This is a genomic window from Burkholderia sp. AU33423 (genome assembly GCF_002223135.1).
GTDB classification, from domain to species: Bacteria; Pseudomonadota; Gammaproteobacteria; order Burkholderiales; family Burkholderiaceae; genus Burkholderia; species Burkholderia lata_D.
The window spans coordinates 1,545,346-1,571,729 of sequence record NZ_NKFH01000007.1; the positions used below are offsets into that span (position 1 = coordinate 1,545,346).

At 66.8% G+C, this 26,384-nt stretch carries 22 protein-coding genes and 1 pseudogene; 10 read left to right on the plus strand and 13 right to left on the minus strand.

The annotated features are described in order from the left end of the window. Positions 1 to 102: 102 nt before the first annotated feature. Positions 103 to 2,286, minus strand: coding sequence for an FUSC family protein (locus tag CFB50_RS25495; RefSeq protein WP_089447589.1), 2,184 nt, complete (start codon positions 2,284 to 2,286; stop codon positions 103 to 105). A 200-nt stretch (positions 2,287 to 2,486) separates the two neighbouring features. Here CFB50_RS25495 and CFB50_RS25500 point away from each other — a divergent pair, with 200 nt between their 5' ends. Further along, positions 2,487 to 3,434 carry a LysR family transcriptional regulator gene (locus CFB50_RS25500; protein WP_069251510.1) on the plus strand — a complete coding sequence of 316 codons (948 nt, stop codon included), beginning with the start codon at positions 2,487 to 2,489 and terminating at the stop codon, positions 3,432 to 3,434. A 133-nt stretch (positions 3,435 to 3,567) separates the two neighbouring features. Here the strand turns inward: CFB50_RS25500 and CFB50_RS25505 are convergent, their stop codons facing one another. Beyond that, positions 3,568 to 3,870 carry a DUF4148 domain-containing protein gene (locus CFB50_RS25505; protein WP_089447590.1) on the minus strand — a complete coding sequence of 101 codons (303 nt, stop codon included), beginning with the start codon at positions 3,868 to 3,870 and terminating at the stop codon, positions 3,568 to 3,570. Between the two features lie 216 nt (positions 3,871 to 4,086). Then, positions 4,087 to 5,229 (minus strand): porin, encoded by a 1,143-nt coding sequence (locus CFB50_RS25510; RefSeq protein WP_089447591.1) that lies wholly within the window; start codon positions 5,227 to 5,229, stop codon positions 4,087 to 4,089. 497 nt (positions 5,230 to 5,726) lie between these two features. Between CFB50_RS25510 and CFB50_RS25520 the strand changes: the two genes are divergently transcribed. Both CFB50_RS25520 and CFB50_RS25525 read left to right on the plus strand, forming a co-directional pair. Further along, positions 5,727 to 7,061 (plus strand): chloride channel protein, encoded by a 1,335-nt coding sequence (locus CFB50_RS25520; RefSeq protein WP_089447592.1) that lies wholly within the window; start codon positions 5,727 to 5,729, stop codon positions 7,059 to 7,061. Between the two features lie 208 nt (positions 7,062 to 7,269). After that, complete coding sequence (locus tag CFB50_RS25525; RefSeq protein ID WP_089447593.1) at positions 7,270 to 8,592, plus strand: TIGR00366 family protein; 1,323 nt, start codon at positions 7,270 to 7,272, stop codon at positions 8,590 to 8,592. Positions 8,593 to 8,657: 65 nt separating this feature from the next. Here the strand turns inward: CFB50_RS25525 and CFB50_RS25530 are convergent, their stop codons facing one another. The 5 genes from CFB50_RS25530 to CFB50_RS25550 form a co-directional block, all read right to left on the minus strand. Then, the gene (locus CFB50_RS25530) at positions 8,658 to 9,986 is read right to left on the minus strand and encodes an MFS transporter (protein WP_089447594.1); all 1,329 of its coding nucleotides are present in this window, start codon (positions 9,984 to 9,986) and stop codon (positions 8,658 to 8,660) included. A gap of 222 nt (positions 9,987 to 10,208) precedes the next feature. Further along, positions 10,209 to 11,141 carry a 3-keto-5-aminohexanoate cleavage protein gene (locus CFB50_RS25535; RefSeq protein WP_089447595.1) on the minus strand — a complete coding sequence of 311 codons (933 nt, stop codon included), beginning with the start codon at positions 11,139 to 11,141 and terminating at the stop codon, positions 10,209 to 10,211. 35 nt (positions 11,142 to 11,176) lie between these two features. Further along, the gene (locus CFB50_RS25540) at positions 11,177 to 11,983 is read right to left on the minus strand and encodes an SDR family oxidoreductase (RefSeq protein ID WP_089447596.1); all 807 of its coding nucleotides are present in this window, start codon (positions 11,981 to 11,983) and stop codon (positions 11,177 to 11,179) included. Between the two features lie 72 nt (positions 11,984 to 12,055). After that, on the minus strand, positions 12,056 to 12,766 hold the full coding sequence (locus CFB50_RS25545) for a GntR family transcriptional regulator (protein ID WP_089447597.1): 711 nt from the start codon (positions 12,764 to 12,766) through the stop codon (positions 12,056 to 12,058). Positions 12,767 to 13,034: 268 nt separating this feature from the next. Continuing rightward, complete coding sequence (locus tag CFB50_RS25550) at positions 13,035 to 13,826, minus strand: IclR family transcriptional regulator (RefSeq protein ID WP_069251518.1); 792 nt, start codon at positions 13,824 to 13,826, stop codon at positions 13,035 to 13,037. A 161-nt stretch (positions 13,827 to 13,987) separates the two neighbouring features. Here CFB50_RS25550 and CFB50_RS25555 point away from each other — a divergent pair. The 5 genes and pseudogenes from CFB50_RS25555 (at position 13,988) to CFB50_RS25575 (ending at position 18,379) form a co-directional block, all read left to right on the plus strand. Continuing rightward, positions 13,988 to 14,764, plus strand: a pseudogene (locus tag CFB50_RS25555) (ABC transporter substrate-binding protein). Positions 14,765 to 14,852: 88 nt separating this feature from the next. After that, complete coding sequence (locus tag CFB50_RS25560; RefSeq protein WP_046547751.1) at positions 14,853 to 15,509, plus strand: amino acid ABC transporter permease; 657 nt, start codon at positions 14,853 to 14,855, stop codon at positions 15,507 to 15,509. Beyond that, positions 15,506 to 16,261 (plus strand): amino acid ABC transporter ATP-binding protein, encoded by a 756-nt coding sequence (locus tag CFB50_RS25565; RefSeq protein ID WP_089447598.1) that lies wholly within the window; start codon positions 15,506 to 15,508, stop codon positions 16,259 to 16,261. The genes CFB50_RS25560 and CFB50_RS25565 overlap by 4 nt, the downstream gene beginning before the upstream one ends. Beyond that, positions 16,258 to 17,568 carry an NAD(P)/FAD-dependent oxidoreductase gene (locus tag CFB50_RS25570; protein WP_089447599.1) on the plus strand — a complete coding sequence of 437 codons (1,311 nt, stop codon included), beginning with the start codon at positions 16,258 to 16,260 and terminating at the stop codon, positions 17,566 to 17,568. The genes CFB50_RS25565 and CFB50_RS25570 overlap by 4 nt, the downstream gene beginning before the upstream one ends. 79 nt (positions 17,569 to 17,647) lie before the next feature. Further along, positions 17,648 to 18,379 carry a class I SAM-dependent methyltransferase gene (locus CFB50_RS25575; protein WP_089447600.1) on the plus strand — a complete coding sequence of 244 codons (732 nt, stop codon included), beginning with the start codon at positions 17,648 to 17,650 and terminating at the stop codon, positions 18,377 to 18,379. Between the two features lie 29 nt (positions 18,380 to 18,408). On the opposite strand, the gene CFB50_RS25580 is transcribed toward CFB50_RS25575, so the two are convergent. Then, the gene (locus tag CFB50_RS25580) at positions 18,409 to 19,830 is read right to left on the minus strand and encodes a cytochrome-c peroxidase (RefSeq protein WP_089447601.1); all 1,422 of its coding nucleotides are present in this window, start codon (positions 19,828 to 19,830) and stop codon (positions 18,409 to 18,411) included. Between the two features lie 94 nt (positions 19,831 to 19,924). Then, positions 19,925 to 21,598, minus strand: coding sequence for a phospholipase C (locus CFB50_RS25585; RefSeq protein ID WP_089447602.1), 1,674 nt, complete (start codon positions 21,596 to 21,598; stop codon positions 19,925 to 19,927). A 348-nt stretch (positions 21,599 to 21,946) separates the two neighbouring features. Here CFB50_RS25585 and CFB50_RS25590 point away from each other — a divergent pair, with 348 nt between their 5' ends. Next, a complete protein-coding gene (locus tag CFB50_RS25590) occupies positions 21,947 to 22,858 on the plus strand; it encodes an EamA family transporter (RefSeq protein ID WP_089447603.1) in 912 nt (303 codons plus the stop codon). Positions 22,859 to 22,956: 98 nt separating this feature from the next. On the opposite strand, the gene CFB50_RS25595 is transcribed toward CFB50_RS25590, so the two are convergent. From CFB50_RS25595 to CFB50_RS25605, 3 genes are all read right to left on the minus strand, one after another. Further along, complete coding sequence (locus tag CFB50_RS25595; RefSeq protein WP_089447604.1) at positions 22,957 to 23,292, minus strand: hypothetical protein; 336 nt, start codon at positions 23,290 to 23,292, stop codon at positions 22,957 to 22,959. Then, entirely contained in the window at positions 23,289 to 23,921 is a 633-nt protein-coding gene (locus CFB50_RS25600; RefSeq protein ID WP_089447605.1) for a type VI secretion system amidase effector protein Tae4, read from the minus strand. Before CFB50_RS25600 ends, CFB50_RS25595 begins: the two co-directional genes overlap by 4 nt. Positions 23,922 to 24,170: 249 nt before the next feature. Next, positions 24,171 to 24,644 (minus strand): Lrp/AsnC family transcriptional regulator, encoded by a 474-nt coding sequence (locus tag CFB50_RS25605; protein ID WP_089447606.1) that lies wholly within the window; start codon positions 24,642 to 24,644, stop codon positions 24,171 to 24,173. Between the two features lie 319 nt (positions 24,645 to 24,963). Between CFB50_RS25605 and CFB50_RS25610 the strand changes: the two genes are divergently transcribed. Further along, positions 24,964 to 26,349, plus strand: a complete 1,386-nt coding sequence (locus tag CFB50_RS25610) for an amino acid permease (protein WP_089447607.1) — start codon at positions 24,964 to 24,966, stop codon at positions 26,347 to 26,349. Positions 26,350 to 26,384 lie beyond the last annotated feature (35 nt).

Below are 26,384 nucleotides of genomic sequence, written 5' to 3' on the forward strand. Positions count from 1 at the left end.
CAGTGAGGAAACTATAGGCTCGCACTGCTTAAAGATTAATCACCGCGGCTGAAGAGCTTATTTCCATCCGGAACAAGGATCCCGTTGCGCGCGCACCGATCGTCAATGGCGATGCCGGTTGAACGGCGCGTCCTTGTCCAGCAGCGCACTGCGCATGAAGTGCAGGCAGCCGACGATCCGCTGCATCCGGTGCCGCTCGTTGGGCACTGCATACCACGCCTGCAGCGTGTGCTGCGCCGCGCGGATCGCCAGGTTCACTGATTTCAGCGTGCGCGCGTGATGGCCGGGCGTCGGATCGTCGAAGAAGCGCGGCAGTTCGCGCAGCACCGCGTCGATCGAGCTGGTCCAGCGCAGCGTTTGCGGCGGCTTCGATGCGCAGAACGCGTTCAGCTCGTCGCGCAGGTCGATCACCGCGTGGCCGACCTCGAGCGTCGACAGCATCCAGCGCATCGCATCGCGATGCTGTCGCGTGCGCCGCACGAGCAGCGTGCGCAGTTGCGCCATCAGGTCGTGCGTGCTCGACTGGAAGCGCTGCGCGAGGCGATCCGTCGATCCTTCGCACGCCAGCGTGACCTGGCGGCGCAGGTCGTGCGCGATGCGGCCCGTGAGCCACGGCATGTGGGTGGGGAACACGACCGCGAACACGAGCGAGCACGCGAGCATCGCGATGACGATCGCCAGGCCGTTGTTGATCAGCACCTCGGGCGTATACGCGATCACGTTGTCGGGCCCCGCGAGCAGGCAAAAGAACACCGCGAAGCCGATCCCGTAACCGGACAAGCCCGGCCGCATCGCGAGAAACGCGCCGAGGCCGAGCACCGGCGCGAGCGCGGCGCACAGCAGCGGGAACCCTTCGATGTTCGGATACACGTAGCACAGGAACACGTAGCCGACGGCGGTCGCGAACGCCGCGCCGACGCTCATCTGCGCGACGAACTTCGGCGCGCGTGGCGATGTCGAGCTGAGCGCGCACGCGATCGCGGTGGCGATCACGGCGAGCGGGCCGCTCGGCCATTCGGACGCAAGCCAGAACGCGCTCATCGCGCCGACGGCGACGATCGTGCGCAGGAACGCGAACCCGACGAAGAATGAATTGGTCTTCACCGCGTAGTGCGTGACCGAGCGCTCGAACGCGTGATCGTCCTGGTCGAGCGACGCATAGGTATCGGCGTAGCCGAGATATTCGCCGATGAAGCGGTACAGCAGCTCGATCGCGGTATCGAAGTCGAGCAGGCCGCCGGCCGCGTGCGCCTCAATGTCTCGCCGCGATGCCCGCGCGGCTTTCGGCAATGCGCTGTGGAAGCGGCGCAGTTCGAGCAGTGCGCCGGTGGCCGGCGCGATGCCGCGCTGCCGTTCGTCGCGCAGTGCGGCGAAGCGCTGCGCGAGCGCGTCGACGTGCGGCGCCAGCGCATCGAGCACCGCGTCCGAGCCATTGGCGCGCAATCGCTTGACGAGCTGGTGCAGCGCATGCAGTCGCGTGCACGCGTTCATGAACTCGCTGTTCAGCCGCGCGAGGCGGCGGCTGCGCGCGCGAATGTGCGGATCCTCGAACGACGCGAACGCGCGGTTGGCCTCGAAGCCGACGATGTCGTCGACGAAATCGGCGAAGCGCCGTTCGAAATCGCCGCGTGCGACGTCGCCCGCGAGCGCGCCGGCCGTGAACGCCGCGAACGTCGCATGGCGGGTGCCGAGCGAACGCATCAGTGCCTTCGCGGAGCTGAGCGGCAGGATCAGCGCGCTGACCGCACCCGAGCACGCGATGCCGAGCGCGACTTCCGCGGCGCGGGTGAGCGCGGACTGGAACAGCGTCTGCGGGGTCATCACGGTCGGCAGGCCGATCAGCGCGGCCGTGTAACCGGCGAGCACGAAGCCGTACCAGCGGAAGTGGCGGTTGCGCACCGCGAGCGCGATGCAGGTGCCGATCCACAGCGTGATGCCGGCCATGTACAGCTCGGGCTGCTGCGCGAACAGCCCGCCGAGCGCGAGCGCGGCGACGAGGCCGGCCGCCGTGCCGAGCACGCGGTAGAAGCTCTTCGCGAACACCATCCCCGACAGCGGCTGCATCAGCACGAACACGGTCGTCATCGCCGTGCGCGGCTGCGACATCTCCAGGCGCATCGCGATGCCCATCGCGAGGAGCGCCGCGAACACGGTTTTCGCGAGGTGCAGCCAGATCAGCCCGTCGCTCGCGGCCCAGTCGCGTGCCGCGTCGCCGAGTGGATCGAGCCAGGTTCTCCATCGTGCCGGTTCGATGGAAGGACGCTCGATCGCAGGTTGTGGCTTCATGAAAAGAGGGGGCCGGTACGGGGCCGGCCAGGGTGCGCGGCGCGTCCGAACGGGTCCGTTCGACTGTTGAGGCGCCGATTGTAGGAGTGCGGCGCCCGCGCATTAACGCAGCTGCGGGGAAACGATAGTTGCAGCCGGAGTAACAATCTGTCGCATCCCGTGGAGGAAAATAGCGGCTCCGCTACAGGTTGCTCACAGGAATGGATACCCTACAAAACATGCGGGTGTTTTCGCGCGTCGTCGAGACGGGCAGTTTCACCGCCGCCGCGCAATCGCTGAATTCGACGACGGGCGCGATGTCGCGCGCGGTGTCGGAGCTCGAGGCGCGCCTGCGCACCCGTCTGATGAATCGTTCGACGCGCCGTCTCGCGCTCACGTCGGCCGGCGAAAGCTATCTGCGGCGCTGCCGCCAGATCCTCGCCGACGTCGACCGCGCGGAAGAAGAGGCGAGCTGCGCGCACGAACGGCCGGCCGGCGTGCTGCGCATGCACAGCTTCGCAAGCGTCGGTCATCACTATGTGTTGCCCGCGCTGACGCGCTATCACGCGCAGTTCCCGGACGTGTCGATCGAACTGTCGCTGTCGCAGCGCATGCCCGACCTGTTCGACGGCACGAGCGACATGGCCGTCGTGACCGCGTCGTCGCTGCCCGATTCGGAACTCGTGTCGCACCTGCTCGGCTCGACCTTCAGCATCCTGTGCGCGTCGCCCGACTATGTGAAACGCCACGGCGCGCCGGTACGCCCGCAGGATCTCTCTGCGCACGCGTGCCTGACGTTGTGCACGCCGGCGTTCCCGACGCACGAATGGGTGCTCGAAGGGCCGGAAGGCGTCGAGCAGATCCACGTCGCGGGGCCGGTGCAGACCAATACGGCCGAATCGCTTGCCCTTGCCATCCGCGACGGCATCGGGATCGGCATGCTGCCGCTGTACTCGGCGATCGACGCGCTGCGCGACGGCACGCTCGTCCGCGTGCTGCCCGCGCATATCCTGCAGAAGATGAACGTGTACGCGCTGTATCCGTCGCGCCGCTTCGTCGATGCGAAGGTGCGGACCTGGGTCGAGATGCTGCGTGCCCAGGTGCCGGGGATGATCGCGCGCGACGTCGAGATGCTGAACGCGATCGATCGCGAACCGCAGGCCGCCTGAGCGGCGGGCGCGCACCGGCGCATTGCCACGCCGCCGGTGTCTTCTTTTCAAGCCAATCGAGCCAATCAAGCGAACGCAACCGCGCCACGCCTGCATGACATCGTTCACGCGGGCGCGGCGCTTCGTCATGCCGTTACCGCGTGGGCTTGGCAGCCGCGCCCGATTCCGTCGTCGGTGCGCCGGCGCGGCCGTAGGCGGCCTGCGCTGCCTTCTGTTCCGCGAGACGCTTTTCGTGGAGTCGTTCCTGCGCCGCCATGATGTCGTCCGGATAGTTGTTGACTTCGCCGCGCGCCGGGTTGTAGCCGACCGACTCGAGATCGATCAGCTCCTGCAGCACTTGCGCGCGCGTGACGGGCGACTTGGCCGACTGGGCGAAAGACAGGGCCGGTGCAGCGAGCAGGACGGCAGCGGCGGCGGTAACGACGAGCGATTTCACGAGGTTCTCCTGGGGGCGGGGTGGGCGGCCGGTTCGACGCGCGATGCGTGACCCCGACCTTTGCTGGCAGTCTACGCAGCGCCCGCGCGCGTAAAAACCCCGATTCCAGGCAGGCTGCCTTCCAGATGGCACAACATTGATGGAGGCCGCCCGCGGCCGGCGAACCCGCGTGCGTACGCAGGCTCGTGGCCGTCGGGCGACGAGGCATTGCGCCGGTCAGAAGCGCGTGCGCATGCCGATCGTGCCGACGATCTGGTTCGCCGTGCTCGATGCGCCGCCCGAGCCGTTGATGAACGCCTGGTAGCCGCGGCCCGCTGCGTGCTGGTACATCGCTTCCGCATAGATGTCCGTGCGGCGCGACAGCTTGTAGACGGCCTGCAGGTCGACCTGGTGCCACTTCGGATCGGTGCCGTGCTTGCTGTCGGGGTTCGACACGCTGGCGTCCGTGTACACGTAGGCCGCGCCGAGGCTGACGGCCGGCGTCACCGCATAGCGCACGTTCACGTCGTAGTTGTTGAACGCGACCTGGCCGGTCGAGCCGAACGAGCCCGTGTTGTCGTATTGCGAACGCGTATAGACGAAGCCGACGGTGGCCGGGCCGAACCCGTAGCTGATGCCGCCGCCATACGAACGCATGCGGTCCGAGCCGATCGACCAGCCGCCCTGGTTCAGGCTCTTCGCTTCGGCCGCATCGGTCGCGCCGGGGCTCACGCTCGTCGAGCCCTTCGTGCCGTTCATCTGCAGGTACGCGCCGGCCAGCTTCAACGGGCCGTTCGTATAGCTCGCCGCGACGCTGTACGCGCGGTTCGCGCCGAAGTTCGTCGCGTTCGAGAACGCGTACATCGCGCCGACCTTGAAGCCCGCATAGGTCTCGCTCGTGTACTTGACCGCGTTGTTGATGCGCAGCGAGTGGTTCAGGTTGTCGTTGTCGAACGGATGCGCGAAGCTCGCGTCGCCGAAGTCGCCGGCCGTGGCCGACAGCGGCGCGACGAAGTCGACCATCGTGTCGTACTGGCGGCCGAGCGTCAGCGTGCCGTAGCCGTTCCGGCTCAGGCCGACGTACGCGTGGCGGCCGAACAGCTTGCCGTCCTGCCCGAGCCCGCCGTTGTTCACGTTGAAGCCGTTCTCGAGCACGAACAGCGCCTTCAGGCCGCCGCCGAGATCCTCGGTGCCGCGAAACCCGACGCGGCTGCCGTTGACGGTGCCGCTGTTCAGGCGCCACAGCGACGCGCCGTTGGCGTTGTTGGTGTAGACGATGCCGGCGTCGATCAGGCCGTACAGCGTGACCGAACTCTGTGCGTGAGCGAGCGGGGCGAACAGTGCGGCGGTGCATGCGCCGGCGATGAGGGTTTTTTTCAAGTCAGGGCTCCTGCGTGTGGGACTGGGAACGAAAGTTCGGCGCAAGTATAGGAACGCATCGCGCGCGCAAGGCCGCCGGGGCCGCGAGCGCACCTTTCCGGATCCGGCAAGAGTCCTTCACAAAACTGACACGATGTACCGCGCGCGCCTGATGCCGGTGGTTTCTGCGCGATCGCGCGCAGGTGGCATCCGCTCCTCCGTGACCGGTTGTCGCGTCGTTGCAACATGCGCGGGACGCGGCGCGGCGGTTCATCGGCGTGACTGGCGCGCGGAGAACAGGCGCTTACGCCGACGACGGGCGTCACACGCGTATCCGGATCGACGCGGATTTGTCGCTGGCGGTGGGCCACCCCGTGGCGTTCGACGCTATGCATTCATGAAATGCATGAGTCGATTCGAAAAAGACGTTTGTCTCATGATGGGCGCCGGCCTACGATGCGGTCCTGACGGCGGCGTGCGTGTTGCACGCCGTTTTGTCGAACCCATTCGCCGATCCCATGCGCCCCGATCTCCCGTCCGTCCCCGCATCCTCTCCGCCGGCCGCCAGCCCGTTCGCGCGCATGGCCGTCGTCACGATCCTGACCGGCGTCGGCGCGGGCCTCGGCGGCATGCTGCTCGCGCTGCTGCTGCATGCGATCCAGCACGTCGCGTACGGCTACAGCACCGCGCACGTGATCGGCACCGAGAGCTTCCTCACCGGCGTGACCGGCGCCGATCCGCTGCGCCGCGTCGCGGTGCTGGTCGTCTGCGGGATCGTCGCCGGCGGCGGCTGGTGGGCGTTGTACCGGTATGGCCGGCCGCTCGTCAGCATCCGTCGCGCGGTGCGTGCAGCCGATCCGCGCATGCCGGTCGTCAGCACGACGGTTCACGCGTTGCTGCAGATCGTCACCGTCGCGCTCGGTTCGCCGCTCGGCCGCGAAGTCGCGCCGCGCGAGATCGGTGCGCTGCTTGCCGGGCGGCTAGCGCATGCGGCGGGGCTCACGCCCGACGACTGCCGGCTGATGGTCGCGTGCGGTGCCGGTGCGGGCCTCGCGGCCGTCTACAACGTGCCGCTCGGCGGCGCGATCTTCGTGCTCGAAGTGCTGCTCGGCACGTTCGAACTACGTGCGCTGGTCGTGGCGGTCGCGACGTCGGCGATCGCCGCGGCCGTTGCGTGGATCGGCCTCGGCAACGAACACCAGTACACGGTGCCGCCGTTCGTGCTGAGCACGCCGCTGGTGGCGTGGTCGATCGTCTGCGGTCCGCTGTTCGGCTTCGCCGCGTACGGCTTCGTGCGGCTCACCACGCGTGCCCGGGCGAACGCGCCGAAAGACGGGCGGTTGCCCGTGCTCGCGCTGGTCAACTTCGCGATGATCGGCGTGCTCGCGATGTGGTTTCCGCCATTGCTCGGCAATGGCAAGGGCCCGGCGTCGCTGGGCTTCGACGGCACGCTGACGATCGGTCTTGCCGCGGCGCTGCTCGTGATGAAGGTGCTGATCGAGGCCGGCAGCCTGCGGGCGGGGGCGGAAGGCGGCCTGCTGACGCCGGGCCTCGCGAACGGCGCGCTGCTCGGCGTCGTGCTCGGCGGGCTGTGGAGCCTCGTGTGGCCGGGCGCGGAGATCGGCGGGTGCGCACTGATCGGCGCAACCGCGTTTCTCGCCGCGTCGATGCAGATGCCGATCACGGCGGTCGTGCTGCTGCTCGAATTCACGCGCGCGGATCACGACAGCCTCGTGCCGATGCTGCTGGCCATGGCCGGCTCGCTGGTCGCGTACCGGTGCGCGCAGCGGCTGGCCGAACGGCGGGCGAATCCGGTTGCAACCGTGAGCACGCCTGCGACTGCCGTTCGCTGACGCACACGCATCGGTCCTTTCCACCGGCGGTGCCGATTGCACCGCCGGTCGTCGTTTTCCTCCCGGTTTCCTCATCCGCGCCAGCACGCGATCGCAGCCGCGTGCTCCAGAGCGCGTGCGCCGGTTCTGTGCAAGAATCCGCGCGTTTCCGCGCCTCCACCAACAACGACACGCGCGGACATCCCTATCAGGAAACGAGGAGCTCAAGTTGATACAGCGCATTTCCCGCTTTTTCACGCAGGTGGTCCACCGCGTGTTGCCCGACCCGTTGATTTTCGCGATCCTGCTGACGATCGTCACGTTCGCGCTCGCGTTCGGCCTCACGCCGAACACGCCCGTGCAACTCACGACGATGTGGGGTTCGGGTTTCTGGAACCTGCTCGCGTTCTCGATGCAGATGGTAATGATCCTCGTCACCGGTCACGCACTCGCGAGTTCCCCGCCCGTGAAGCGCATGCTCGTCGCGCTTGCGAGCACCGCGCGCACGCCGGGGCAGGGCGTGATGCTCGTCGCGTTCGTCGGCGCGCTCGCGTGCGCGATCAACTGGGGCTTCGGCCTCGTGCTCGGCGCGATGCTCGCGCGCGAGGTGGCGCGCCGTGTCGCCGGCAGCGATTACCGGCTGCTCGTTGCGTCCGCCTACATGGGCTTCCTGAGCTGGCACGGCGGCTTATCGGGCTCGGTCCCGCTCGTCGCGGCCACGAAGGGCAATCCGATGGAGAAGACCATCGGGCTGATTCCCGTGTCGGAGACGATCTTCACCGGCTACAACGCGTTCATCACGATCGGCCTGATCGTGATGCTGCCGTTCCTCGCGCGCATGATGATGCCGAAGCCGGGTGACGTCGTCAGCGTCGATCCGGCGCTGCTGGCCGAACCGCCGAGCGTCGAGCGCCAGCTCGGGCCCGACGCGACGTTCGCCGAACGGCTGGAGGAAAGCCGCCTGCTGTCGGTCCTCGTCGCGGCGCTGTGTGCGGCGTTCCTCGTGCTGAAGTTCGTGCAGAAGGGCTTCGCGCTCGACATCGACACCGTGAACCTCGCGTTCCTCGCGGCCGGCATCCTGCTGCACCGTACGCCGATGGCCTATGCGCGCGCAGTGGCCGGCGCGGCGCGCGGCGCGTCCGGGATCATGATTCAGTTCCCGTTTTACGCGGGCATCCAGGCGCTGATGGATCATTCGGGGCTCGCGGGCGTGATCACGAAGTGGTTCGTCGATATTGCGAACGTGCATACGTTCCCGCTGCTCGCATTCCTGAGCTCGGCCGTGATCAATTTCGCGGTGCCGTCCGGCGGCGGCCACTGGGTCGTGCAGGGCCCGTTCGTGATGCCGGCCGCTCAGGCGCTCGGCGCCGATCTCGGCAAGGCCGCGATGGCGATCGCGTACGGCGAGGCCTGGACCAACATGGCGCAGCCGTTCTGGGCGCTGCCCGCGCTGGCGATCGCCGGGCTCGGCGTGCGCGACATCATGGGGTATTGCGTGACGACGCTGCTGTTCTCGGGCGTCGTGTTCGTCGCGGGGATGTATCTGTTCTGACGGGGCGACGCGAGAGACGGGCGACGTACACGTCCGCCTCTCGCGATCCCGAATCCGGCCTGCCGTCAGCCGTGCGACCGCGCGTCCAGCCGCTCGTGTCCGTGCCGCAACGCGAGGCTGGCGAACGCCGCGATGACGAGCGCGGCCGCCAGCAGCGTCAACCCGTTCTTCGCATTGCCGGTTGCCTGTTCGATCGCACCGACGACGGTCGGTCCGACGAAGCCGCCGAGCAACCCGCACGTATTCACCAGTCCGAGTCCGCCGGCCAGCGCGCTGCCCGCGAGCCGCGACGCCGGAAACGTGAACACGATCGACTGCACGACGAAGAACATCGACGCGGCCACGCACACGCAGAGCAGCCCCGCCAATGGCGACGCATGCGCGGCGCCTACCATCCCGGCCGCCATCACGACCAGCCCCGCACACAGCATCCGGCGCGAATGCCGCGACTCGCGCGCAAAGCGCGGCAGCGTGGCGGCGCCGCACGCGGCGGCGAGCCAGGGCAGCGCGGTCAACAACCCGACCGCGAACGGCGAGAAGCGTCCCGATGCGCCGATGATGCCCGGCAGGAAGAAGATCACCGTGTAGATGGTCAACTGGTGGCAGAAGTACACGAAGATCGCGAGCCAGATCTGCGGATCGCGCAGTGCGGCGCCGAACGCGTGGCCGCCGTGCGCCGCGACGCCCGCGTCCTGTTCGGCGGCCAGCTTGCGCTCGAGCGCGCGGCCGGTTTCCGGGGCGAGCCACGGCGCGGCGCTCGGACGATCCGGCAGCCGTGTCCACACGACGAACGCGAGCAGGATCGCCGGAATGCCTTCGACGACGAACAGCCATTGCCAGCCGTGGAAGCCGAGCGTGCCGTCGAGTTCGATCAGCGCACCGGCCAGCGGCCCGCCGACGATATTCGCAATGCACACGCCCAGCAGGAAATAGCCGGTCGCACGTGCACGCTCTTCGCGGCCGAACCAGTACGTCAGGTACAGCATCACGCCGGGAAACAGGCCGGCTTCGGCAGCCCCGAGCAGCAGGCGCATCACGTAGAACGACGTCTCGCCGCTGACGAATGCCATGGCGACCGACAGTGCACCCCACGTGATCATGATCCGCGTGATCCAGAAGCGCGCGCCGACGCGATGCATGATCAGGTTGCTCGGAATTTCGAAGAGCGCATAGGTCAGGAAGAACAGCCCCGCGCCGAGTCCGTACGCGGCCGATGAAATGCCGAGATCGACCCCCATCGAATGTTTGGCGAACGCGATGTTGGTGCGGTCGAGGAAGCTGATCACATACGCGGCGATCAGCAGCGGCAGGAGTTTGCGGAACAGCAGCCGGTTCAGCGACGCGCTCGCGTCGCCGGCGGCGGAAGACAAGGCCTGGGCGTGATGAGTGGACATGCGGACGACTCCGGTAAGGGCGAACCGGCGCGCACGGCAAGCACGGTGCGCCGCGTTCGGCAGATGCCGCTGCGATGCATGCAGCGGATGGGCAGACGACGGAGCCGCGCCGGCAGCGCTCGAACGGAGCGGGGCGATGATGGGCGTCCTGGCGCCGGCCGGCTCGGGCCGGCGCCTTGTCACTGCGCTTGCGGACTCTGGTGTTGGGGGGCTACCCGGCGATCAGAAATTCACCGCGTCGCCGCCCTTGAGTGCGAGCATCGTGCGCGCCTCGGCCGGTGTCGCGATCTCGAGCGACAGGCCTTCAAGCACCTGTCGCATCTTCAGGACCTGCGCGGCGCTCGATTCCGCGAGCTTGCCCGGCGCGATCCATAGCGAATCCTCGAGCCCGACGCGCACGTTCGCGCCTTGCGCGGCGCCGATCGTCGCGAGCGGAATCTGGTTGCGCCCGGCGCCGAGGATCGACCACACGTAATCGCTGCCGAACAGGCGGTCGGCGGTGCGGCGCATGTGCATCAGGTCCTCCGGGTGCGCGCCGATCCCGCCGAGCAGGCCGAACACGCTTTGCACGAAGAACGGCGGCTTCGCGAGCCCGCGGTCGACAAAATGCGCAAGGTTGTACAGATGCGAGATGTCGTAGCACTCGAATTCGAACCGCGTGCCGTTCGCGCCGCAGCGCGTGAGGATCGTCTCGATATCGGCGAACGTGTTCTTGAACACGAGGTCGCGGCTCTTCTCGAGATGTTCGCGTTCCCACGGATGCTTCAGCTCGCGAAAGCGCTCGAGCATCGGGTACAGCCCGAAGTTCATCGAGCCCATGTTCAGCGATGCGACTTCGGGCTGGAAATGCAGTGCGGGCTGGAGTCGTTCGTCGACGGTCATGTGCGGGCTGCCGCCCGACGTGAGGTTGATCACCGCGTCGGTTTGCGCCTTGATGCGCGGCAGGAATTCGGCGAACACGGCCGGATCCTGGGTCGGCTTGCCGTCGGACGGATTGCGTGCGTGGAGGTGCAGGATCGCTGCGCCGGCCTCGGCGGCCGCGACGGCGGCCGTTTCGATCTCGTGCGGCGTGACAGGCAGGTACGGCGACATCGACGGCGTATGGATCGCGCCGGTCGGCGCACAGGTGATGATGACTTTGCGAGCGTTGGCCACGGATGGATTCCTTTCGGTGAACGATGCAGGGTGCGTCAGAGCACTTCGACGTTGCCGCAGACGGAGATCGCTTGGCCCGTGATCCCGTGCCCGCCCGGCGAGCACAGGAACAGCGCGGTTGCGGCGATCTCGGCCGGGTCGGTCATGCGCCGCAGCGAGATCTTCTCGAGATAGCGCGTCTCCATTTCGTCGTAACCGATGCCGAGCTGCTGCGCACGTGCCTGGATCACGCGGCGCATTCGCGGGCCGCGCACGATGCCGGGCTGAATGGCGTTCACGCGAATGCCGAGCGGGCCGAGTTCGATCGCGAGGCTCTTCACGAGCCCGACCACCGCCCATTTGGTGGCCGCATACGGCGTGCGGAACGCATAGCCGAGCCGGCCGGCGACCGACGACAGTGCAATGATCGCGCCGCCGTGTTTCGACTCGCGCAGCAGCGGCACCGCGCGGCGCGCGAACTGGAATTGCGCGGTCAGGTTGATCGCGACGGTTTGTTCCCATTGCACGGGGTCGATTTCGTCGATGCCGCCAGTCGGACCGGCGATGCCGGCATTGTTGACGAGCACGTCGAGGCCGCCGAGCGTGGCCGATAGGTCGGCGAACACGCTTTCGACGGCGGCCGGATCGGATACGTCGGCCAGCGTCGCGCTGATCGCGCCGGCTCCGGCGGGCGGCGGCCGGTCGGCGAGCGCTGCAATCGCGGCTTGCGACGCGTCGCATACATGCACGTGTGCGCCGCATTCGGCGAATGCGTCCGCGATTTCAAGACCGATGCCCGATGCGCCGCCCGTCACGAGGACGCGCAGGCCGTCATAGGGTTTCAGCAGGTCGGAAGCTGTCATGCCGGGTTGTCTCCATCGTTGATGTAGTCGGATCGCAGACGCTCGCGACCGGGCGCCCACGGCAGGCGGCCGCTACGGCTTCGTGTTCACGGTCCGCGGGGTCTGTTCCGCCCGAAGCGTCTCGGCGAGATCGTGTGCCGCGCCGCCGATGTCGAGCGCGATGCCAGCGCGCACGCCTGCGCCGTCGCGCCGTTCGAGTGCATCGACGATGGCGCGGTGCGCATCCATCGAGCGCCGCATGTGCGGGATGTCGAGCGCGACCATGTTGAGGAAGGGGCCGACGCGCATCCACAGGTTTTCGACGATCGCGAGCGTGCTTTCGCTCGCGCCGTGCGCGTAGATTGCGCTGTGGAACGCGAAATTGCTTTGCAGGTAAGCGCGCGAGCGGCCTGCCTCGACGTGCGCCTGCATCGTCTCGCAGGTCTTGCGCACGGCCGCGATCTGCGCGCCGCTCATTCGTCCGCACGCGCGTTCGGCGATGCAGCCTTCGAGTGCGATACGCACGTCGCGCAACTCGTCGAGCATGTCGAGTGTCATCGGCGGCACGACGAGCGCGCGATTCGGGCCGTCGACCAGCGCGCGCTCGGCGTGCAGTCGGGTGAGTGCGGCGCGCACGGGCATCGTCGACGAGCCGACCGCCTCGGCGACGCTGCGCAGGCTCAATGCCTGGCCGGGCGCGAAACGGCCGCTCATCAGCGCTTCGCGCAGTTGCTGGTAGACCTTGTCGGCCATCGTTTCCTGTTCAACGGCTTTCAGTGCGGGCGTGACGATACGAGGCGCCAAGACGGGGTTCTCCGAGGTTTGATCTGTGATGTGTGATCACACTTGCAATGTGCGAAGTGTTGACGATCGAAGGCATCGAGTCAAGTCGAACGGGATCGGGGAAAACGCGGAGGAGGGTGGTTGAAGCGGCTGTCAGGCCGACACCGCGATCGGCCCGGCTACCGCGAACGAGCAGGCGCCCGGCGCGGGCAAGGATATTGGCAGCGGCACCCGCGCGTCGTGCAACCTGACCTGCTGCGACGGCGCGGCGCCTGCCATGTGGCGCGTGCTACTCGAGCGTCCGGATCGAATTGCTGATGCCGCGGGCGCAGTCGATCACGGCCGGCGCGAGCTTGCGGCGCGCGTCGTCGAACGTCCAGCGGCTCGTCGGCGCCACCACGTGCACGGCGGCCACCGGCTGCCCCTGGCTACCGAGCACGGGCGCGGCAATCGACATGTCGCCGATGAACAGCTCCTCCTGGTTGGTGGCATAGCCTTCGCGCCGCGCGCTGTCGAGCAGTGCGACGAGTTCGTCGAGCGCCGTGACCGTGCGCGGCGTATGTGGCGTGCGCGCCATGCCGTCGAGCCGCGCGCGTGCGTCGCCGGGCGGCAACGCGCTCAGGAACGCGCGGCCGCTGCCGGTGCAGTACATCGGGATGCGGCTGCCGATCGGCATGTGGATCGGCACGAACTTCGTGGACACGAAACGCGCGACGTACACCATTTCGTCCTCGTCCGGCTCGGTGAGGTTGGTGGTTTCGCCGGTCAGGTTCGTGAGTTCGGACAGGAACGGATTCGCCACGTCGATCAGCGTATCGGCCGCGAGATAGTTGAAGCCGATCCGCATCACGTGCGGCGTGAGCTGGTAGCGCCGCGTAACCGGATGCTTGCGGATGTAACCGAGCTTCTCGAGCGTGTAGACCATCCGCTGCGCCGAGCTTTTCGTCATTCCGGCCGCGTCCGCCACTTCCGCCAGCGTCATCGTGCGCCGCTTCGCGCTGAACGCGCGCAACACGTTCAGCCCTTTCTCCAGCGACTGGTTGAACAGCAGGTCGGTTGACTGATCGGGCGACGTTTCCATGGGCAAGGGACCGAATCGATTCGATATCTCATCATATAGTATCGAATATCGATACTCAAAAATCTTTTTACGATATTTTTGATTCGTTTTAAGATCAACTCATCGTCGCAGTGTCGATCCGCGACCGGCCGGCGCACCGAAGTATTCGAGAAGGAGACACCATGGTTTCGTTCATCAAGCGGTTCGGCGCACTGGCCGCCGGTTTCGCCACCTGCATCGCGCTCGCGACGGCATCGGCCGGCGCCGTCGCGGCCGAGCCCACGCTGAAGGTCGGCGCGACGGCCACCGGCGTGCCGTTCACGTTTCTCGACGTCAAGAGCAATTCGATCCAGGGGATGATGGTCGATGCGATCACCGCGGCCGGGAAGTCGGCCGGGTTTCGCGTCGACGTGCAGCAGACCGTGTTCTCGGCGCTGATCCCGTCGCTCACCACGCAGAAGATCGACATCATCTCGGCCGCGATGCTGAAAACGCCGGCGCGCCAGCAGGTCGTCGATTTCTCCGACACCGTCTACTGATTCGGTGAAGGCCTGATCGTGAAGGCCGACGACCCGGGCCGCTATACGTCGATGGACGACTTCAAGGGGCAGGTGGTCGGCGCGCAGGTCGGTACGGCGTTCGTCGACGCGCTCAACAAGAAGGGCATCTTCAAGGAAGTCCGGACCTACGATTCGATCGCCGACATCATGCGCGATGTCGCGCTCGGCCGCATCAAGGCCGGCTTCGCCGATCAGCCGATCGTCGCGTATCAGATCGAACACGGCGTCAACCGCCAGGTCCGGCTCGTGCCCGAATACCAGAGCGTCGTGAAGGGGCAGGTCTGCTTCATCGTACGCAAGGGCGACACGGCGACGCTCGAACAGCTCAACGGCGCGATCCGGAAAATGAAGGGCGACGGCACGCTGCAGCAGATCCTGCAGAAGTGGCACATGAGCTGAGCGCGCGCCCGGGATTCCCGAGCGGTATCGCCCGCGCATCGCGGGCACCCACTGCGACGTGCCGCCGGGCCGTCGCATAGGAGACCTCATGTTTTTTCAGAACGCGATCGATTTCCTGCCGATCCTGCTGAAGGGGGCGGTGGTCACGATCGAGATCACGGCATGCGCGTTCGTGCTCAGCTCGGTGCTCGGGCTGATCCTCGCGTTGCTGAAGGTGTCGCCCAACCGTGCCGTGTCGACGGTTGGGAGCACGGTCGTCAACGTGATTCGCGGCCTGCCGATCATCGTGCAGCTGTTCTACATGTACTTCGTGTTGCCCGATCTCGGCATCCAGCTGTCGGCATTCCAGGCCGGCGTGCTCGGTCTCGGCATCGCGTATTCGGCCTACCAGGCGGAAAACTTCCGCGCCGGCATCGAGGCGATCGACCGTGGACAGATCGAAGCCGCGCACGCGATCGGCATGCGCGGGCCGATGATCATGCGGCGCGTGGTGCTGCCGCAGGCGTTCCGCATCGCGCTGCCGCCTTACGGCAACACGCTGGTGATGCTGCTGAAGGATTCATCGGTCGCGTCGACGATCACGGTCGCGGAGATCACGCGCGCCGGCCAGCTGATCGCGTCGTCGACGTTCCAGAACATGAGCGTCTATACGCTCGTCGCGTTGCTGTATCTCGCGCTCGGCCTGCCGTTGATGTTCGGCGTGAACCGGCTCGGCAAGCGACTCTCGCTGAGGAGAAGCGCATGATCCGGATCGATGCGATACACAAGCGCTTTCAGCAACACGCCGTGCTGAAGGGCGTCAGCCTCGACGTGCGGCAAGGTGAGGTCGTGTGCCTGATCGGCCCGTCCGGCTCGGGCAAATCGACCGTGCTGCGCTGTATCAACGGCTTCGAGACTTACGACGAAGGGTCGATCACGATCGACGGCATGAAGGTCGATGCGCATTCGAAACGAATCCACGAGCTGCGGATGCGCGTCGGCATGGTGTTCCAGCGCTTCAACCTGTTCTCGCATCGCACGGCGCTCGAGAACGTGATGGAAGGGCCCGTCCACGTGCGGCGCACGCCGGCCGCGCAAGCGCGCGAGCAGGCCCGCGCGCTGCTCGACAAGGTCGGGCTCGCGCACCGGATGAATGCGTATCCGTCCGAGCTGTCGGGCGGGCAGCAGCAGCGCGTCGCGATCGCACGCGCGCTCGCGATGGAGCCGCAGGCGATCCTGTTCGACGAACCGACGTCGGCGCTCGACCCCGAACTCGTCGGCGAAGTGCTCGGCGTGATGCGCGGGCTCGCGCGCGACGGCATGACCATGGTCGTCGTCACGCACGAAATGGCATTCGCGCGCGAGGTGGCCGATCGCGTGTGTTTCCTGCACGACGGCACCATCTGCGAAAGCGGATCCGCACGCGACGTGCTCACGCAGCCGAAACATCCCCGCACGCAGGAATTCCTGCGTCGACTGCTGGCGTCGGACGACGCCGCCAACCCGGATCGAACATGAGTGCAAGGAACGCGGCACCCGGATGGCCCGACTCCCAGTGGCCGGATTCGCTGTGGGCGGCGACCGCCGCACCGGCACCCGATACACCCGCGCTCGACGCATCCGTGTCGTGCGACGTGGCGATCGTCGGTGCCGGTTTTACCGGCCTGTCGACCGCGCTTCATCTGGCCGAACGCGGCGTGAACGTGCGCGTGATCGACGGCGCGCAGCCGGGCTGGGGCGCGTCCGGCCGCAACGGCGGGCAAGTGATCCCCGGCCTGAAATACGACCCCGACGAATTGATCCGCCGGTTCGGCGACGAAGCCGGCGAGCAGCTTGCCGCCGTAGTCGGCGGTGCGGCCGACACGGTATTCGACCTGATCGCGCGGCACGCGATCGACTGCGATGCGCGACGCCACGGCTGGATCCAGCCGGCGCCGACTGCCGCGATGCTCGACACGGTCGCCCGGCGTGCGCAGCAGTGGGCCGCGCGCGGCGCACCGGTCGAACTGCTCGGTCGCGAAGAGGTCGCGCGCCGGCTCGGCACGCATGCGTACGCGGGCGGCTGGATCGATCGCCGCGCGGGCAGCGTGCAGCCGCTCAGCTATACGCGCGGCCTCGTGCGCGCGGCGCAGGCGAGCGGGGCGGTCGTGCACGGGCTGACGCGCGCCGTCGGGCTGACGCGTGCCGACGGCCGCTGGCAGGTCGCGACGGCCGGCGGCGCGACGGTATCGGCGGACCGCGTCGTGATCGCGACCAACGGGTACACGGACGGGCTGTGGCCCGGCTTGCGCCAGTCGGTGATCGCCGCGAACAGCTTCATCGTCGCGACGCAACCGCTCGCGCCGGAACTCGGTCGCGACATCCTCGCCGGCGGCGAGGTCGCATCGGATGCACGGCGCCTGCTGCTGTACTTCCGGCGAGATGCTGCGGGACGCCTGCTGATGGGCGGCCGCGGCCCGTTCGCGGGACCGCGTGCGACGAGCGACTGGCGCCATCTCGAGCGTGCGACGACGCTGCTGTATCCGCAACTGAAGGGTGTCCGGTTCGAGTACCGCTGGGCCGGGCGCGTCGCGATCACCGCGGATTTCATGCCGCACGTGCACGAGCCCGCGCCGGGCGTGACGATCGCGCTCGGCTACAACGGGCGCGGCATCGCGATGGCGACGACGCTCGGCAAGCATCTGGCCGCGCACCTGTCGGGCGATGCGCAACTGCCGCTGCCGTTCCGGCGCACGCCGATCCGGCCCATTCCGTTTCACGGGCTGCAGCGCTTCTATATCGCGGCCGGCGTGGCCTGGTATCGGCTGCTCGACAGCCTGTCGTGACGCAGGCGAGACGCCGGGTCGCCATCCGCCGGCGGATCAGGCAGAATCGGCTCCCCCAGTTTCTATCGACGGAGGCTGCATGACCGATCCGAACGAACCACCCGGGCGCCAGGCATACGCGAGCTTCGCGCAACGCTACGCCGACATCGCGCCGACGAAGGCGCACAACGCGCTCTACGAACGTCCGGCAACGATGGCGCTGCTCGGCGACGTCGACGGCCTGACGGTGCTCGATGCCGGCTGCGGGCCCGGCATCGGCAGCGCGCACCTCGCACGCCAGGGCGCGACGGTGCATGCGTTCGACGTCACGCCGGAGATGGTCGCGCTGGCGAGAACGCGTTGCGCGGGCCTCCCGGTCGACATCGTGGAGGGCGATCTGGAGGGGCCGCTCGCCTGGTTGCCCGACGAAGCGTTCGACAAGGTCGTCTGTTCGCTCGCATTCGACTACGTGCGCGATCTTGCGCCGACGCTGCGCGAATTCCGGCGCGTCGCGCGGCCGGGCGCCACGCTCGTGTTTTCGATGGCGCATCCGATGCGCGACTGGATGGACGAACGCACGCGCGGCGAGGGCACCTATTTCGATACGTCCCGCTTCGGCGTTCACTGGTCGGGTTTCGGCGAACCGAAACCCTATGTCGAAGCGTGGCGGCGGCCGCTCGCCGACATCCTGAACGCCGTGGCCGACAGCGGCTGGCGGCTCGACCGGTTCGTCGAGCCGAAGCCGCTACCCGAGATGAAGGCCGCGTCGGAGCGGCTTCATGCGGAGCTGTCGCTGGCCCCGGCCTTCCTCTGCATCCGCGCGCGCCACTGATACGACGCAGCGCGGCGGTCATCCCGCACTCAGTGCTGCACCGGCTCGTCGTTCAGCGTACCGAGGAACGCTTCGATATCCTTGATGTCCTGCGCCGTCATCGCGGGCTTGTCGCCTGGCTTGCGATCGAACGGCGCATCGGTCACATCGACGTTCGCGCGATATTTCGGCGGAATGTCGTCGTACTCGTCGACCTTGCCGTCCGCGCCGCGCGAATAGAACTTCTGCGGCGAGATGCTGCGCTCGTTGTAGAACGCCATCACCTGGTCGAGCGTGTGGAACACGCCGTTGTGGAAGAACACGTGGCGCGTCGCCGCGTTGCGCAGCGTCGGCGTCAGGAACATCGCGCAATACTGCGTCTGGTCCTTCAGGTCGTCGCGGAACGGCCCGCACACGCCGAGATCGTAGAACGCCGGGTTGCGGTTCTGCGCCAGCTCCTTGTTGCGCGGCGCGCCGAGCGCCTCGTACTGGTAATCGGTAAACATCGGCGGCAGCCCGTCCTTGCCGGGTTTCGACAGGTGGCAGCCCGCGCAATTCGCCTTGTCCGGATCGTTGAACAGGCGCAGTCCGCGCAGTTCGGCCTGCGTGAGCCGCGCACGGCCTTCGAGCCAGCGGTCGTACTTGCTGTTGTACGGATGGAACGACGGATCTTCCACCTGGTAGCGCGCGATCGCGAACATCGCCTCCGACACCGCGAGCTGCGGGCTATCGAACACGCGCGCGCCGAACAGTTGCTCGAGCTGCGCGCGGTGCGACGACTGCTTGAGCTTGCGCGCGACGTCGTCGACGCTCGCGTTCGCCATCTCGACCGGATTCAGCAGCGGGCCGAACGCCTGCTGCTGCAGCGTATCGGCGCGGCCGTCCCAGAACATCCCGCCCTGCGGCACGAGCTGCGGCGCGGCCGACGTGCCGGCCACCTTCTGCGCCTTGACGACGCCGGCCGCCGACGCGGCCTGCTGCGCGACGGTCGGCGCGGCGTCGTTTTCACCGGCATCGGGGCCGATGCTGAAGTTCGGCTGGCGATACAGGTACATCAGCGACGGCGGCGGCCGATAGCCCTGCTGCGTCATCGCGAGGCCGCCCGGCTGCACGTCGAGCGCGTTCGGCGGACCGTACGCATGATCGGGGCTGTGGCACGACGCGCACGACTGCTTGCCCGACGCGGACAGCGACGGATCGGCGAACAGCGCACGGCCGAGCTGCGCGACTGCCGACAGCGGCTGCGCGGCGGGCCGCTGCAGCACGACCGGATGCGGGTTCGCGCCCGTCCAGTCGGCGACGACGGTACCGATCGCCGCGGGCACCTGCGCGGGGAACGCGATCGCGAACGCGCCATAGCCGAGCACGGCGGCGCCGATCACGAACGCCGCGCGGCGCAGCAGGCGGGAAGGCGAGCGCGGCGCGGGCGTGTCGGTCGTGTCGGGGGACGGGAACGCGGGGCGAGCTGTCATGCTGTCGGTCGGAAATCGGGCGCCGCACGAAGCGGCGCGTTAAACGGAAACGGCCGGCGCGTGATGCGCCGGCCATGCGGTCACGACGTACCGATCAGATCGCCGGGGCCGCGCTCAATGCGGTGCCGAGCGTCGGGTCGAGGTACAGCGGCGTCGTGTTCGGCTTCGACGTGAAGTCGAACAGCGCGCGCAGGTCGCCCGCCGTCGCATCGAACGAACCGCCGCCGATGCGCTGGCCGCCGAGCCAGTTGTCCTCGATGAAGCGCACGACGGACGCCTGGTCGAGCATCGTGTGGTCGACGTAGTTCTGCTTCGCGTACGGCGAGATCACGATCAGCGGGATGCGCACGCCCGGGCCGCAGCGGCCGTTCACGGTCGTGCCGTTCACGCCGGTGGTGCCGCCCGTGCCGCACTTGCCATTGCCGTTGACCTGGTCGACCGGGTCCGACGACGCGCGCGTCGGCGCGGTGTACACGTGGTCGTACCAGCCGTCCGAGTCGTCATAGGTGACGATCACGGCCGTGTTCTGCCAGTCCGGCTGCTGCTGCAGGAAATTGACGACCTTCGTCACGAATGCCTGCTCGTCGAGCGGATCCGAATAGCCGGCGTGCCCGTCCTGCGCGGCCGGGGCCTTCAGGTAGCTGACCGACGGGAAGTTGCCGGCCTTCACGGCGGCGAAGAAGTCGTCCGTGTCGTACTGGTGGTTCGCGGGTTCGGCGGTCTTGCCGTCCGTCTGGAGGCTCGAGCCGATCGCCGCGACCGAGCTCGGGCGCGTGTGCTGCGGGTTCGCGGTCGACGCGTAGTACTGGAACCAGTTGTGGTGCGGGATGTAGTCGGCCGTCGCGGCGTTCACGGCGGTGGCGACCGTGCTGCGCGCGCAGCCCGTCGTGCCGTTGCCGTTCGTCGTCGACAGGTTGAAGCCGCCCATGAAGCCGCCCCACGTGATCTTCGCGGCGTTCAGCAGGTCGCCGATGTTCTTGCCCGTCATCATCGCCTGGTCGGTCGTGCTCGAGCACACGTCGAAGCCCGGGTCGACGTCGTTGATCATCGTGAAGCCGCCCTGGCCGTCATTGATGTAGTACGAGCTGGCGGCGAGCGTCGACGGCTGCTTCGACGTCTTGACGATCTGCATCCCGTTGGTCTGGCCCGACACGACGTTCAGCGCGCCCGGTGTCGACGGGCCGTAGACCGTCGTGAACGTGTTGTCGCTCATCGCGAAGCGCTGTGCGTAGTTCCACAGTGCGGTCACGGTGTTGCCGTCGAAGTAGCCCATTACCTGGCCCTTCGTGCCGAACGCGCCGGCGCCGCCGGACGAGCCCTTGCCGGTGTATTTCGGGAACAGGTCGGCGAGGCCGTTGTCCTCGGCCTGCTGCTCGGCCGTGTACGCGTGGTTCTGGTCGGCGGTCGCGGCCTGCGTGCGGTCGAGGCGGAACGGGTTCGCCGCGTCGGTGCCGTTGGCCGTGTTCGTGAAGTTCGGGTTCGCGGTGAGCAGCGTGCCCGTCAGGCCGTTGGGCGTCGGCGTGCCGGACTTGGCGGTGAACGCCGGTTCGCCCGACGGGTTCGTCGCGTTCGGGTAGGTGCCGAAGTAGTGGTCGAACGAGATGTTTTCACCGTAGATCACGACGACGTGCTTGATCGGCGTGGCGGTCTGCAGCGCATCCTGCGACGACACGGCGGGCGTCGGCGTGGAATCGTCGCTGCCGCCGCAGGCGAACAGCGCCAGCGCCGCGGCTGCGCAGGCGGTGACGAGCAAGGCTTGACGGAACATCGGGAAACTCCAGGTAAGGTCTTCGATGGTGGAGAGCGGCCCCGTCGCCGTGTCGGTTCGGCGCAGAGCTCTTGAGCGAGCACGCGCATTGAAACAGCCGCGTATGAAGATATGGGGACGGAGTGGTTTCGTCGCGGTTGCGCTGCGGTATCGATTTCATTACGGCGGAATGCGATGCGAAAGTGAACGGAAAGGGGCAGACTGCATGCCCCCTTCGCGTCACATACCGCAGCGCGCGGGCCGGTTGCCGCGGATGCCGCGTGGGGCGGGCGAAAGGACGTCATCGACCGATGGGCGCACGATGCGGTGCGGCGCCCGTTTTTGACAATCGGATGACATATTCCTACGATGAACGCCCTGCGGCGACGATTTCGCGTGGCCGACCGTCAGCGAGTATTCATCGTGCCGATCCCCGTTCTGTTTGCCGTTCTGTGTGCGGCGTTCCTGCACGCGTCATGGAATGCGCTCGTCCGCAGCAGCGGCGACCGGCTCCGGTCGGCCACGGTGCTGCAGATCGCGATCGGGCTGTTCGCGCTGTCGTTCCTGCCGGCCGCGGCGCCGATCTCGGCGGCGAGCTGGGCGTGCGTCGTCGCGTCGGCCGTGCTGCACGTCGTCTATACGCTGCTGCTGGTGCGCGCGTACGAGCACGGCGACCTGACCGTCGCGTATCCGGTCGCGCGCGGCACCGCGCCGCTGCTCGTCACGCTCGGCGCGGCGGCGTTCGCGGGCGAGCACCTGAATGTCGGTGCGCAATGCGGGCTCGTGCTGATCTGCGCGGGCATTCTGGCGATCGGCCTGGAGCGCGGGCGCGGCGCGAAGCACCGGATGATGCAGGTGCTGCCGACCGCGTTCGCGACCGGCGTGTCGATCGCGGCCTACAGCGTGGTCGACGGGATCGGCGTGCGGGAAAGCGGCAACACGGTCGGCTATACCGCGTGGATGTTCGTGCTGACGGGCGCGATGATGGCCGCGTACTACCGGCTGCGGGCGGGGCCGCTGCGGCTGACGCAGGAGGTCGGCGAAACGGCGAAGGCCGCGTGCGGCGGCGTGTTCGCGGCGCTCGCGTACGGCATCGTGATCTGGGCGATGGATCGCGCGCCGATGGGGCCGGTCTCGGCGCTGCGCGAAACGAGCGTGGTGTTCGCGGCGCTGATCGCGCGCGTGTATCTCGGCGAGCGGCTGACGCCGCGCCGGGCGGCCGGTTGCGGGGTGATCGCGGCGGGGGCGTTGCTGATCAGTGCGTTCGAAGCGGTGAGGTGAGCGGCGACAGGCGTAGCAAAGCGAACTATCGCCGGTGGAGATCGTTGACGGAGATCGAGGCGGGGCATAAGGTGCCGAAGCCGCCTCGGTAGTCCGGCCTAACGCAAGAAACCTAGCGCCGGTGCCGCGTAGCTTGCAAGATGAAAAAGGACGACCAATAACGTAGCGGCAAGGAACGCGACCACCCAGGTGCGGGACGACCAGCGCCGGTAAGCAAAGGCGTTGAGCGTGGCAAACACGAACGAAGGCCACAGGGTCAGGGCAAGCAGACCCACGATGAACATTGTGTGAGATGCGCAGTGTTCCATGTCGTTACAGCCAGTCGAATGTGACGGTGTAGCGGGCCAATGAATATGGCTGAACGTATAAAGGGATGCCCAGGTGACGAGCAAGCCCCATGTGAGTCCCAGAATGGCGACCGCCAGTCGTTTCATTCAACTTCCCAGAAAAGAATTTCTTTCGAATCTGCCAGGTCTGAATACCAATTCCCTCGTCGCCCCCGAAGATAATCGAGCGGGTTGATCATGCTCGGTACGCCTATGCGAAACCGCCAGAACGACACGGCAGAGGGAGTCAGGGTGTCGTTGTTCCAGAGGTCGATATGTCCGCCGCTCAACGCTCCAGCAGAATCTCCTTCCTGTCGCCAGTAGCCGAAGAAGTAAATGATGCCGGTGCGGCCCTTTATCTTGTTCTGCCAATCCGGGCCGGTGATATTTTCCGGCTTTCCCACGCCTAGGAATGGGCGAAGCTTTAACCATTCAGCCAGCTCATAGGCGCGCGTCGCAGTTGCCTTGCCATTAAGGACCAGGCGTCCGAGCGTCTGTTTTCCAGGCATAGGTTTCAATACCTTCTGAGAAAACGACTTCATGCTGCTGCCGATTGCGTGGAAAGTTACGCTCATCCTGATCGCACATTGATTTTGATATTCGCCAGTCGGGTCGTCGTATGGGTCTTCCTTTGGGTATGCGTTCCAAAGCTGTTGAAACGTCAGCGCTTTGAGCTGTACTGTTTTTTCAGAGAGCGGCGTGCTGTTGGTGCGGACTTTCGTGGGCGGATTCGGCATCGGTTACGCCCCGTTCGTGATGGTGGCCGGACCGCTGCCTCTTGTCGCTGCTACTGTTTTTCGCATCGTCGATCCTCGGTGCATTAAGGAGTCGAAGACGATCGCCGATAGGAAACAAGTCGCCTATTGGACTTGTACGATTTTTCGCGAAATTTGCCGATTATGAGTGTCTTGTTAATCCGTGATATCGGGCAAGGACGGAGCGACCACGTTTTCCACGCAATTGCTGATCGCAACCGGGCGCTGGCGTTACGCCTCGACCGGCATCGCACTCGTGCACTTGATCTCGTCGAGGCACACGCTCGAATGCACGCCGCTCACGCCGGGAATGCGCATCAGCGTCTCGAGCAGGAACCGCGACAAGCCTTTCAGATCGTGCGCGACGACCTTCAACACGTAGTCGATGTCGCCCGTCACCGAGAAGCACTCCTGGATCTGCGCAAGATCCGACACGAGCTTCTGGAACTTCGACAGGTCGCGGATATGCCCGCGCTCCATCGTCACGTGCACGAAAGCGGTCACGCCGAAACCGAGCGTGTCGGGGCACAGCCGGGTTTCGTAGCGGCGGATCGCGCCGATTTCCTCCAGTCGCCGGTGGCGGCGCAGCGTCTGCGCGGGCGACAGGCCGACGGCCTTCGCCAGATCGAGGTTCGACGCGCGGCCGTTCTCCTGCAGGATCGCGAGCAAGTGGCGATCGAGGCGATCCAGAATCGGTTCATGCATTTTTGTTTCCTCATTCGTCTCCTGGATGCAATCTTATCTCATAATGTAGGGTTTGCATGAACGGGTTACGAAACCCGATTTCGCCGTCGCGACGCTAAACTGACGCCGGATTTTCGTGTGCGAACGCAACACTGCGGGCGCGGCGACGGTCGGCGGCCGGTCTGGCGGGCACGCCGACGCGAATCGGGCGCCGCCACGCGAAGATTGCAGTCCCCAACCCGGCGGCTCCACGAACGGCCCCGGCACAGTAAAACAGCGCCCGGCACACCGAGGCGCGCCGCACCCCGCTATAGGCGGGGGCGGACAAAGTGGAGAAGACATGGTTTCTGGAAACGAGAGCGACGGCCTGAAGCGCGGGCTGAAGAACCGGCACATCCAGCTGATTGCGCTCGGCGGCGCGCTCGGCACGGGGCTGTTCCTCGGCATCGCGCAGACGATCAAGATGGCAGGCCCGTCCGTGCTGCTCGGCTACGCGGTGGCCGGCATCGTCGCGTTCTTCATCATGCGCCAGCTCGGCGAGATGGTTGTCGACGAGCCCGTCGCCGGCTCGTTCAGCTACTTCGCCAACAAGTATGTCGGCCACTTCACCGGCTTCCTGTCGGGCTGGAACTACTGGGTGCTGTACATCCTCGTCAGCATGGCCGAGCTGTCGGCCGTCGGGATCTACGTGCAGTACTGGTGGCCGGTCGTGCCGACCTGGGTGTCAGCGTTGGTCTTCTTCGTCGCGATCAACCTGCTGAACCTCGCAAGCGTGAAGTCTTACGGCGAGACGGAATTCTGGTTCTCGATCATCAAGGTCGCCGCGATCGTCGGGATGATCGGCTTCGGCGGCTGGCTGCTCGCGAGCGGCCATGCGGGGCCGGAGGCGAGTGTCCGGAACCTGTGGCAGCACGGCGGCTTCTTTCCGAACGGCGTGTCGGGCCTCGTGATGTCGATGGCCGCGATCATGTTCTCGTTCGGCGGGCTGGAGCTGATCGGCATCACCGCGGCCGAGGCCGACGATCCGAAGCGCAGCATTCCGCGCGCGACCAACCAGGTGATCTACCGCATCCTGATTTTCTACATTGGCGCGCTCGCCGTGCTGCTGTCGCTGTATCCGTGGGAAAAGGTCGTCACCGGCGGCAGCCCGTTCGTGCTGATCTTCCACGCGCTGAGCAGCAACCTGGTGGCCAACGTGCTGAACGTGGTCGTGCTGACGGCGGCGCTGTCGGTCTACAACAGCGGCGTGTACAGCAACAGCCGGATGCTGTTCGGCCTCGCGAAGCAGGGCAACGCGCCGAAGGTGCTGTGCTCGGTGAACAAGCGCGGCATTCCGCTCGCCGCGCTCGGCGCGTCGGCGCTCGCGACCGGCGTGTGCGTGCTGGTCAACTACTTCATGCCGGGCAAGGCGTTCGAGGTGCTGATGGGCCTCGTCGTGTCGGCGCTGATCATCAACTGGGCGATGATCACGCTGATCCACCTGAAGTTCCGCCAGGCCAAGCGTGCAGCCGGGGAGGAGACTTCCTTCCGCAGTCTGGGCTATCCTTTCACGAATTACCTGTGCCTGGCTTTCATGGCCGGCATTCTCGTCGTGATGTACCTGACACCGGATCTCCGCCTGTCGGTGTACCTGATCCCGGTATGGCTCGCGGTGCTCGCGGTCGGGTATCGCTTCCGTCAGAAGAATGCAGGCTATGCGGTGCACGACGGCGCATCCGCACGCTGACGCAGGCCACCACCATCATTCTTCCAAACGAGACC

Excerpts from the sequence above, each read along its gene's own strand:
- CFB50_RS25570 (WP_089447599.1), top strand. The coding sequence starts at position 16,258 with ATGAGTGCAAGGAACGCGGCACCCGGATGGCCCGACTCCCAGTGGCCG.
- CFB50_RS25595 (WP_089447604.1), bottom strand. The coding sequence starts at position 23,292 with ATGAAACGACTGGCGGTCGCCATTCTGGGACTCACATGGGGCTTGCTC.
- CFB50_RS25495 (WP_089447589.1), bottom strand. The coding sequence starts at position 2,286 with ATGAAGCCACAACCTGCGATCGAGCGTCCTTCCATCGAACCGGCACGA.
- CFB50_RS25610 (WP_089447607.1), top strand. The coding sequence starts at position 24,964 with ATGGTTTCTGGAAACGAGAGCGACGGCCTGAAGCGCGGGCTGAAGAAC.
- CFB50_RS25590 (WP_089447603.1), top strand. The coding sequence starts at position 21,947 with ATGAACGCCCTGCGGCGACGATTTCGCGTGGCCGACCGTCAGCGAGTA.
- CFB50_RS25520 (WP_089447592.1), top strand. The coding sequence starts at position 5,727 with ATGCGCCCCGATCTCCCGTCCGTCCCCGCATCCTCTCCGCCGGCCGCC.
- CFB50_RS25580 (WP_089447601.1), bottom strand. The coding sequence starts at position 19,830 with ATGACAGCTCGCCCCGCGTTCCCGTCCCCCGACACGACCGACACGCCC.
- CFB50_RS25565 (WP_089447598.1), top strand. The coding sequence starts at position 15,506 with ATGATCCGGATCGATGCGATACACAAGCGCTTTCAGCAACACGCCGTG.
- CFB50_RS25500 (WP_069251510.1), top strand. The coding sequence starts at position 2,487 with ATGGATACCCTACAAAACATGCGGGTGTTTTCGCGCGTCGTCGAGACG.
- CFB50_RS25605 (WP_089447606.1), bottom strand. The coding sequence starts at position 24,644 with ATGCATGAACCGATTCTGGATCGCCTCGATCGCCACTTGCTCGCGATC.
- CFB50_RS25585 (WP_089447602.1), bottom strand. The coding sequence starts at position 21,598 with ATGTTCCGTCAAGCCTTGCTCGTCACCGCCTGCGCAGCCGCGGCGCTG.
- CFB50_RS25550 (WP_069251518.1), bottom strand. The coding sequence starts at position 13,826 with ATGGAAACGTCGCCCGATCAGTCAACCGACCTGCTGTTCAACCAGTCG.
- CFB50_RS25600 (WP_089447605.1), bottom strand. The coding sequence starts at position 23,921 with ATGCCGAATCCGCCCACGAAAGTCCGCACCAACAGCACGCCGCTCTCT.
- CFB50_RS25530 (WP_089447594.1), bottom strand. The coding sequence starts at position 9,986 with ATGTCCACTCATCACGCCCAGGCCTTGTCTTCCGCCGCCGGCGACGCG.
- CFB50_RS25560 (WP_046547751.1), top strand. The coding sequence starts at position 14,853 with ATGTTTTTTCAGAACGCGATCGATTTCCTGCCGATCCTGCTGAAGGGG.
- CFB50_RS25575 (WP_089447600.1), top strand. The coding sequence starts at position 17,648 with ATGACCGATCCGAACGAACCACCCGGGCGCCAGGCATACGCGAGCTTC.
- CFB50_RS25540 (WP_089447596.1), bottom strand. The coding sequence starts at position 11,983 with ATGACAGCTTCCGACCTGCTGAAACCCTATGACGGCCTGCGCGTCCTC.